Consider the following 8,469-nt stretch of genomic DNA (forward strand, 5'->3'; position numbering starts at 1 on the left):
TGTGATAAACTTTCATTATCCTCTCTCATGAGGTACCTCCTATTTGATTTGATGTAGTGGCGGGGAAACCACTTCTATCTTATCACTTTGGGAGGTTTTTTTAATACCTCGCTAGAAGCTCTACTGAACCACTAGCATAGCTAGTGGTTTTCTGGGGACAAAAAGACCTCCACAACCTGACGGTCAAGGAGGTTTGCTTGAAAGCCCAAGTCGGACGAGCATCCTTTTATCGTTACTATTCTGCACTAGAAGATGTTCTCTCCCAGCAATCTCGCCACCTCATGCAAGAATGGGGACGAGAGTTTGAAGCCAACCCGCAGTCAACACCTGATAGGGTCTTTCAAAGTCTCTTTCAGCATTTTCAAGAGCACAAGGAATTTTACAGCATCCTCTACCGCTATCAGCTAACTCAGGTCATCGTGGATACCATAAAGGAAAAGATTGAATTAACAACTGACCTTCCAAACGGCATCGCCTACGGCAAATCCTTTTTTGCCTACGCCATTTTCGGCTGGATCAATGAGTGGATCTCACGCGGTATGTCAGAAAATCCAGCCCAACTCAATCAGCTCTTTCAAGAGCAAGCTGGGGTGATTTTGGGGACATTGCAGGCCTTGTATCGTCAAGAGTAGTGGGTACTATTCCTCCAAAAATGCGATTAACTCATTTGAAAACTCTTCTGCATTTTGGAAGATAGATCCGTGACCCGCATTTGGATAGATGATGAGTTGACTGTTTTTGATTTTCTCATGCATGATATAAGAGTTCTCAGTCGGAACTTGCATATCCTTGTCACCGTTGACGATCAGCGTTGGTTGCGTGATAAAGGTCATATCGTCTTGAGGATCTCTACCCCAGCGTTTGATAGCCTTCAGCTGGGTCAAAAATCCTGGGACATTCATGTCCTTGTCTGCATACTCAGCGTTTCTTTCTCCCATACGACCCAAAACTTTTTCAGCTTCCAGTAGTCCTGCTTTATCGTGGTTGTAGAAAATATAGCGTTTGGGATCCACGCGCTCCAGACCTGCCTTCAGCATATAGCGGAAGGTTTTTCCTGTCACCTTATCCACTTCAACACCGCCACGAGGACCTGTTCCAGCTAGAATCAAGCGGTTAACCATTTGGCTATCAAGACGAACGATTTCTTGGGCGATAAAACCACCCATAGAAAGACCGAGCAGGTTAATTTTCGTATGCCCCAAGGCCTTAATAATAGCATAAGCCTGCTCTGCCATTCCTGGAATCGTAGGAGTGACCTTGCCTTGACTGGCTCCGACACCAGGCAAATCAAGGACAATGATGTGCTCTTTTTCAGCTAGTAAGTCTAGCAATTTTGGATCCCAGTTATCCAAGGTTGCGGCCAAATGGACCAACATGACCAAGGGCAGTTTAGACTTGCCCTTACCTAGTTCACGATAGGCAATCTGATTGCCAGCGACAGTAATGTATTGATTTTTAGTTGTGATATAAGACATAAGTACTCCTACTATTTAAAACTGAGGACAGTTTTTCCACGTGAGCGACCGTTTGCGACCTTGTCCAAGGCTGCATTGACTTCTTCAAATGGATAAACGGTGTCGATAGACGGTTTGATTTCTAGCTTGCTGAAAATATCTGCTACTTCTTGTAGCTGTTGACCATTGCTTTCTACAAAGATGAAATGGTAGTGTACACCGTAGCTTGCCGCCATCTTGTCAAACTTACGACCAACCAAACCAAGCAAGACTTGTTTCCATTTTGGCAAGTTCATGCGTTTGGAAAATTCGCCATTTGGCATGGCACGGAGGGAAACCAGGTGGCCACCTTTTTTCATGACCGACATTTGTTTTTCAGTTTCTGCACCGCCAAGTGTGTCCAGTACATAGTCGATTTGGGAGAGGGTTTTGGTGTAATCTTCTGTCTTGTAGTCGATAAACTGGTCAGCGCCCAACGCCAATACCCGCTCTGCATTTGCCCCGTCACCGTTGGTAATAACCGTCAAGCCCTTGGCTTTAGCAATGGGAATAGCCATCCCGCCGACACCACCAGTACCACCTGAGATGAAAATGGTTTTGCCAGCCTCTGCACCCATGAGGTCCAGTGCCTGCATAATGGTCAAGGCTGTCAGGGGAACAGCCGCCGCTTCCACATCTGTCAGATAGGCAGGAACTTTAGCAAGGGCTGTAGCCTCAACTGCTACATACTCGGCAAAGGCACCGATATTGTCGAGGGGAAGACGACCAAAGACACGGTCACCAGCTTCAAACTTGGTCACGCTTGAGCCGACTTCTGCAACCAAACCAACAACTTCATTACCCGCTGTTTGTGGCAATTTGTAAGGGACAATCAACATGACTTCACCACGAGAAATCATGTTGTCCAAAGGATTGACACCTGCTGCGGTCACTTTGACAAGGACCTGGTCTGGTTTGATGTTTGGCTTAGCAATGTCAGTTAGGTTAAGTACGATATTGTTTTTGTTGTAAGATGTGTGTTGTGCTGCTTTCATGGTTTACTCCTTTTATTTAACAACTTGTATCAGATACAAGTCTAAGTTGTGTGAAATAGAAACTGACTCGTGAAAGTCAGTTGGATTTTTTTGACTCTTGATACAAGTTAGCAATGACCTGGGCCAAGCTCTCTTGGGATAATCTGTCCTGCAAATCCTGCTCAATGGTCGCAAAGATTGGTTGGACAGCTCCTGCAATGTGCCGACCAACTGGGCAGGATTGATTGGCGTGTTGGTGCTGTTGAAAGAGCTGGATATGTGTGACTTCCTGGGTGGCATAGTAGATGTCCAGGAGGCTGATGTCCGCCGGACTCTTGCTCAACTCATAACCAGCCTTTCCCTGCTGGGACTGGATGATACCTGCATTCTTCAAGAGAGCGATGACCTTGCGGATATAACTTGCATTGGTACCGACACTGGTTGCCAAGGCCTGCGACGTCATGACATCACTACTCTCGCTAATCATGGTCAAGATATGCAAAGCTACTGAAAATTTGGTATCCATGGAAATCCTCCTTTTGAACTTGTATCAATAACAAGAACAAGTTTAGCATAATAAAATCTACTTTGCAAGGATTTTATTTTCAAAAAAATCACAACCCTCTGGCTGTGATTAATTTTTCCGTATCTGATCTTCTTGATAAGCCGCACGGGCTCCGCCGATGAGCTTGGGACGGCTGGCAAGGGCGGTGACATGGGCCTGGCCGATCTCACGCAAGCTCGGTCTAATTGGCACTTGGACGTGCTTGATGTGCATACCAATCGCCGTATCACCGATGTCCACACCCGCCTGAGCCGTAATAAACTCCACTTCGACTGGATCCTTCATATACTTGAAGGCTGCCAACTGTCCAGAGCCTCCTGCATGAAGGGTGGGGAGGACATTGACTATTTCCAAATCTTTCTGGATAGCCAAATCCCGCTCCACTACCAAGGCACGATTGAGGTGCTCACAACCTTGGACAGCTAGGTAAATGCCCTTGGGAGTCAAAATATCCAGAATGGTTTCGACAACGGCTTCGCCAACCTCCAGACTGGAATTTTTGCCAATATGCCCTCCAACGACCTCACTAGAAGACAAACCTAGTACAAAAATCTGACCCTTTTGAAGATTGCTGAGTTCTAAAATCTCTTCGACAACTTGCTTAGTTTGGTCTTTAATTTCCTTTAATGACATGATTTACTGCACCAATTCTTTCTATTGCCTGAGTCAAGATATAACCTAGTACCAAACCAACTGTGTTTTGCAGGGTATTGCTCATCAGACTTGTAACAGCATCAGCTACATTATACATGAAACTAGATGCTACAAAATAGCCACCAATCATGGAAAGACTGGCAAGAACAACTCCAATCAAACGTTTCTTACCCGTCCATCCTGCAAAATAACCCTGAGCACCGTGGAAAAGCAAGCTAAAGAAAGCCCACTGGGGATAGCCCAACAAGAAATCAATCAAAAGCCCTGACAATCCGCCAACAATTACTCCTTCTTTCTTGCCCAGGTAAAAGGCTGTAAAGAAAACACCAACATCTAACAACGTGACAAAGCCCGTCGGTGTCGGTACGTGGACAAAAGCCAGAGCCAAGGTCAAAGCCGTTAGAATGGCCAGCAATACAAGTTCTTGCGTCTTTTTATTTCTCATATTGAATTACCCCATATTGATCTGATTTTAAGATGGCTGCATGGACAAAGTCCTTGGACAGTCGGACTGCCTCCAAAGAGTCCTGACCTAGCAAAAGCTGACTGGCAATGCTGGACGCAAAGGTACAGCCCGCCCCCACATTGTTTTCCGAAAGCAGGGGCGACTTAAGCACCACCACTTCCTGACCGTCGTAGAAAACATCGACCGCCTCTGAGCCACCCAGACGATTGCCTCCCTTGATGACCACCGCCTTGGCTCCCAAGTCATACAAGGCCACTGCCGCCTGCTTCATCTCTTCCACCGTTTGGATGTCTTTTTGGAGCAATAGCTGAGCTTCTGCCAGATTTGGTGTGATAATGCTGACATAAGGAAGGAATTTCAAGAGTTCATCTCGCAACTGGCTGACCTCGGTATCGTGCGTTTCCTTGCAGACCAAGACCGGATCCAAGACCACAGGAATCTCCTGGTGAGCCTTGACAAACGCCAAAGCCTGCTCTGCTATGTCCACTGTGGGAAGCAAGCCGATCTTAATCGCAGAAAAGGGCACATCCTTCAAACTAGCCAGTTGCTGGGCAAATACCGCAGTCTCCGTCGGAATGACCTCAAAACCTTTTTCCGTCATAGCTGTCAAGCAGGTCACCGCCACAAAGCCATGCAGCTTGTGGACAGCGTAGGTCGTCAGATCCGCATGGAGACCGCCACCGCTGAAAATATCGTTGCCCGAAAGCGCCAAAATATACTTAGTCTTCATAGATAATCTCCTTTAGATAGAGGCCGTTACCCGCCGCAGTCGGTCCCGCCAAACCACGATCCTTTTCTGCCAAAATCCGCTTAATCTGCCCCACAGGCATGCGACCGTTACCAATTTTCAGTAAGGTCCCGACCATATTCCGCACCTGCTTGTACAAAAAACCGTTGCCTGAAAAGGTAAAAATCAAGAACTGCCGCCGCTGGTCATACTCCATTGTCGCCGCCGTGATGGTCCGCACCTTGTCCTCGACTGAAGTCCCCGATGCTGTAAAGCCTGTGAAATCATGGGTCCCCACCAGATCCTGAATAGCTTCTTCTATCAAGCTCAAATCCAAATCATAGGGATAGAAGGTCGCATAGTGGCGCATCATAGGATTCTTGGGTCGGCCAATGTCCACTAGAAATTCATAGGTCTTGCTGTGCTTGGCATAGCGGCAATGAAAATCATCCGCCACCTGCTCCACCTGGACCACATCAATGTCCTCAGGTGTTTGGGTATCCAAGGCAAAGCGGAGCTTCTCAGTATCTCGACTGCCAACCAAGTCAAAGTGTATAACCTGACCGTAAGCGTGTACTCCCGCATCTGTCCGACCCGCACCATGAACGATTACTGGCTGACCACTATTCAATCTTACTAACGTTTTTTCGATCTCTTCCTGAACCGTACGAGCATGGGGCTGGCGTTGAAAACCAGAAAAATCATGTCCGTCGTAGGAAATAATTGCCTTATATCTTGTCATGTTTTGATTGTAGCACAGGAAAAGTATGTAAACAAGTCATGAGACATCAAACTGTCCTATGACAGATTTCTTGTCTCAAAATTGACACAACCTTCCAAATACACTATAATGAAACTGAATATTGTATCTTAGAATTTTTATAAAATAGTAACGAAAGGAGGAAACTATGGAACTCCATTCTCACCTCAATGCAGAAAACCAAACTGCTTTTGAACACGTCATCCAACATCTAAAAGAAAAGGGTGTACGCATTACCGAAACTAGAAAAGCAGTCGTTGCCTACATTATCGAAAGCGATAACCATCCTAGTGCTGAGATGATTTATCAAGATCTACTACCTAGCTACCCCAACATGAGCCTGGCGACTGTTTACAACAACCTCAAACTTCTATTGGAAGAAGGGTTTGTGACTGAATTGAAACGGACCAATGATAATACTACTTATTACGACTTCATGGGGCACGAGCACCTCAATGTTATTTGTGAAGTCTGTGGAAAAATCACTGATTTCATGGATGTAGAAATCCCGAGCTTGAAGAAGGAAGCTCATACCCAAACTGGTTACAAAATTACAAAAGAGGTGCTATCCATCTACGGCATTTGTCCTGATTGTCAGGGATAAAAGACGAATATCAAAGCGGCTTCCTGTCGCTTTTTTTATTTCCCTTTGAATTATCAGAACAACCTTATTTAGAATAATTCCAAAAAACTTGACTTTCTTTTTTATAATCGTTATAATTAACTTGATTAAATAATAACGATTATAAATAAGGAAACAGCAAACTATGACACTCATATCCAACCTCAAACAACACAGCCACATCATCACAACCGCTCTCTGCTTGGTGCTCATTCTAATGGGTATCCTTTTACTCCAGACTGGACAGGGATGGGCACCTATCTTCTTCATTTCAGCCTTTGTCATCGGTGGCTACCAGTCTGCCAAGGAAGGCATTTCTGAGCTCATTTTCGATAAGCACCTATCTGTTGACCTCCTTATGATTTTGGCTGCTATCGGCTCTGGTCTCATCGGCTACTGGATGGAGGGAGCCCTGCTCATCTTTATCTTCTCCCTTTCTTCTACTCTGGAAGAGTTAGCCATGGAAAAGAGCAAAAATGCTATCGCAGCTCTGATGAATATGACACCTCCAACAGCTCGTAAAATCGAGGAACATGGTGACATCACTGTTTTAGACACCGCAGCCATTCGCATCGGCGACCTCCTACAAGTCCGCAAGGGCGACACGGTCCCACTGGATGCGACCCTCATCAGCCCACAATCCATCTTTGACGAATCCATGATTACAGGCGAGCCACTCCCTGCGGAGAAAATGGCTGGCGCGGCTGTTATCGGCGGAACCATTAACCAAGGGCCAACTGTGACCGTTCAAGTTACAGCTGAAAAAGGCGACGCCCTCTTCGATAAAATCGTCCAAATGGTTGAAAACGCCCAAGAATCCAAATCAAAAACAGCGACTTTCATTGAAAATATGGAAGATACCTATGTCAAGGTTGTCTTGGTGGTGGTTCCGCTCTTCATTCTCTTTGCTCATTTTGCTCTGGGTTGGGACTGGTTGACTGCCTTCTACCGTGGCATGATTCTCTTGACCATTGCTTCTCCATGTGCGCTTGTGGCTTCTTCTTCACCGGCGACACTTTCTGCCATCAGCCGTGCGGCACGCAAGGGCATGATTATCAAAGGAGGCGACATTGCGGATAACATCGCCAACTTAGAGGCCATCGTCTTTGACAAGACTGGTACCTTAACCATTGGCAAACCTGAAGTTGTTGGAGCAACCTATCTTGGCGATGAAAAACTTATCAAGCAGGTTGTTCAGGCAGTTGAAAAACAATCGAGTCACCCAATCGCTCAAGCTCTCATGACCTATACGGCTGACAGCTCTGCTATTGACCTCCAAAGCCTAGAAGACGTGACCGGAAAAGGCTTGGTGGCGGGCTATGAGGGCGACAGCTGGAAAATCGGTAAGGCAGGCTTTGTGGTGGATAGTTTGGTGAGTCCCTTGTCTGCTGACTTGCTGGCACAGATCGATGAGGCGGAGAGCACTGGGAAAACTCTGGTCTATGTCAGCCAAAATGATGTGCTGGCGGCGATTTTCATGGTGGAAGACAGTTTGAAGCCAGAGAGCAAAGAGCTGATTGCCCAGTTGAAAGAGATGGGGGTGACGCCAATTCTCTTAACGGGCGACCAAGAAAAGACTGCTCGTTATGTGGCGAGTCAGGTCGGTATTGACCGTGTGATTGCCAACTGTCTGCCGACGGACAAGGCTGCTATTATCCAAGAATTGCAAACCGAGTTTGCGTCTGTCGGTATGGTGGGTGACGGTATCAACGATGCTCCTGCCCTGGCCCAAGCCAATGTCAGCTATGCCATGGGAAGCGGAACAGACATCGCTATGGAGTCAGCCGACATCGTGCTCATGGAAGACCTGACACGGATTCCTTACTCCATTCGTCTCTCTAAGAAAATGCGGGGCATCATCAAACAGAACATCATCTTTGCCCTATCTGTCATTGCCCTTCTTATCATCTCCAACCTATTCCAGTCTATCAACCTCCCACTCGGCGTGGTGGGCCACGAAGGATCCACGATTTTGGTGATTTTGAATGGGTTGAGACTCTTGTATTTCAAATAACATCAAACCGCCAGTTGCTTGGCGGTTTTCTTGTTGTCCCCAGAAAACCACTAGCTATGCTAGTGGTTCAGTAGAGCTTCTAGCGAGGTATTAAAAAAACCTCCCAAAGTGATAAGATAGAAGTGGTTTCCCCGCCACTACATCAAATCAAATAGGAGGTACCTCATGAGAGAGGATAATGAAAGTTTATCACA

At 46.4% G+C, this 8,469-nt stretch carries 10 protein-coding genes; 3 read left to right on the forward strand and 7 right to left on the reverse strand.

The features are described 5' to 3' along the window. Positions 1–197 precede the first annotated feature (197 nt). Positions 198–632: a TetR-like C-terminal domain-containing protein gene (locus ODU37_RS10210; protein WP_249562565.1), complete on the forward strand. Its 435-nt coding sequence runs from the start codon at positions 198–200 to the stop codon at positions 630–632. Between the two features lie 6 nt (positions 633–638). Here the strand turns inward: ODU37_RS10210 and ODU37_RS10215 are convergent, their stop codons facing one another. The 7 genes from ODU37_RS10215 to truA form a co-directional block, all read right to left on the reverse strand. After that, on the reverse strand, positions 639–1,475 hold the full coding sequence (locus ODU37_RS10215; protein ID WP_249562566.1) for an alpha/beta fold hydrolase: 837 nt from the start codon (positions 1,473–1,475) through the stop codon (positions 639–641). An 11-nt stretch (positions 1,476–1,486) separates the two neighbouring features. Beyond that, on the reverse strand, positions 1,487–2,488 hold the full coding sequence (locus ODU37_RS10220; protein ID WP_249562567.1) for an NADP-dependent oxidoreductase: 1,002 nt from the start codon (positions 2,486–2,488) through the stop codon (positions 1,487–1,489). Positions 2,489–2,564: 76 nt separating this feature from the next. After that, entirely contained in the window at positions 2,565–2,993 is a 429-nt protein-coding gene (locus ODU37_RS10225; protein ID WP_249562568.1) for an Rrf2 family transcriptional regulator, read from the reverse strand. 108 nt (positions 2,994–3,101) lie between these two features. Further along, positions 3,102–3,665: a TIGR01440 family protein gene (locus ODU37_RS10230; protein WP_105139309.1), complete on the reverse strand. Its 564-nt coding sequence runs from the start codon at positions 3,663–3,665 to the stop codon at positions 3,102–3,104. Then, positions 3,646–4,131 carry an ECF transporter S component gene (locus ODU37_RS10235; RefSeq protein WP_105139310.1) on the reverse strand — a complete coding sequence of 162 codons (486 nt, stop codon included), beginning with the start codon at positions 4,129–4,131 and terminating at the stop codon, positions 3,646–3,648. Before ODU37_RS10235 ends, ODU37_RS10230 begins: the two co-directional genes overlap by 20 nt. Next, entirely contained in the window at positions 4,121–4,882 is a 762-nt protein-coding gene (locus ODU37_RS10240) for a bifunctional hydroxymethylpyrimidine kinase/phosphomethylpyrimidine kinase (protein ID WP_249562569.1), read from the reverse strand. Before ODU37_RS10240 ends, ODU37_RS10235 begins: the two co-directional genes overlap by 11 nt. After that, positions 4,872–5,621, reverse strand: coding sequence for a tRNA pseudouridine(38-40) synthase TruA (gene truA, locus ODU37_RS10245; protein ID WP_249562570.1), 750 nt, complete (start codon positions 5,619–5,621; stop codon positions 4,872–4,874). The genes ODU37_RS10240 and truA overlap by 11 nt, the downstream gene beginning before the upstream one ends. Positions 5,622–5,787: 166 nt before the next feature. On the opposite strand from truA, the gene ODU37_RS10250 reads away from it, so the two are divergent. Then, positions 5,788–6,243: a Fur family transcriptional regulator gene (locus ODU37_RS10250; RefSeq protein WP_105153366.1), complete on the forward strand. Its 456-nt coding sequence runs from the start codon at positions 5,788–5,790 to the stop codon at positions 6,241–6,243. A gap of 163 nt (positions 6,244–6,406) precedes the next feature. Continuing rightward, a complete protein-coding gene (locus ODU37_RS10255; RefSeq protein ID WP_105158677.1) occupies positions 6,407–8,275 on the forward strand; it encodes a heavy metal translocating P-type ATPase in 1,869 nt (622 codons plus the stop codon). The last annotated feature ends 194 nt before the right edge of the window (positions 8,276–8,469 follow it).

The organism is Streptococcus sp. 2021WUSS109 (genome assembly GCF_044427305.1).
GTDB classification, from domain to species: domain Bacteria; phylum Bacillota; class Bacilli; order Lactobacillales; family Streptococcaceae; genus Streptococcus; species Streptococcus suis.